General features: G+C 68.7%; 1 protein-coding gene. It reads left to right on the top strand.

Annotated features, from left to right (window positions below; all coding sequences use genetic code 11):
- A partial coding sequence (locus tag G7A99_RS22555) for a molybdopterin oxidoreductase family protein (protein ID WP_305792360.1) occupies positions 1-761 on the top strand: 761 nt, incomplete at both ends.

The raw sequence follows: 761 nt of genomic DNA, 5'->3' as shown, positions 1-761 counted from the left end.
CCGGGCTCGACCTTCCTGGAGAAGGACGGCACCTTCACCAACGCCGAACGGCGGATCAACCGGGTGCGCAAGATCACCGAGGCACCGGCGGGCATGGCGGACTGGGAGATCACCCAGGCGCTCGCCCAGGCGCTGGGCTATCCCATGCACTACCGCCATCCCGGCGAGATCATGGACGAGATCGCCCGGACCACGCCGACCTTCGCCGGCGTGAGCTTCGAGAAGATCGACGAGCTCGGCAGCATCCAGTGGCCGTGCAACGAGGCCCATCCGGAAGGCACCCGGGTCATGCACGTGGGCGAGTTCGTCCGCGGGCTCGGCCGGTTCCTGCTCACGCCCTACGTCGCCACCGACGAGCGGGCGAACCGGCGCTTCCCGCTGCTGCTCACCACCGGGCGGATCCTCTCGCAGTACAACGTCGGCACCCAGACCCGGCGCACGGACAACCGCGTGTGGCACGATGAGGACATCCTCGAAATCCACCCGGAGGACGCGGAGACCCGCGGCATCCGCGAGGGCATGCGCGTGCGCCTCGCCAGCCGCATCGGCGAGACGACCCTGCACGCGCACATCAGCCCGCGGATGATGCCCGGCGTGGTCTACACCACCTTCCACTTCCCGGAGACCGCGACCAACGTTGTCACCACGGAATTCTCCGACTGGGCCACGGAGTGCCCGGAGTACAAGGTCACCGCCGTGGAGGTGGCGCCGAGCCACACCCTTTCCGAATGGCAGTACAGCCAGGCACAGGCCCGCGAGCG

This window comes from Arhodomonas sp. KWT (genome assembly GCF_010993615.1).
This window is presented reverse-complemented; position numbering and strand designations above follow the sequence as displayed.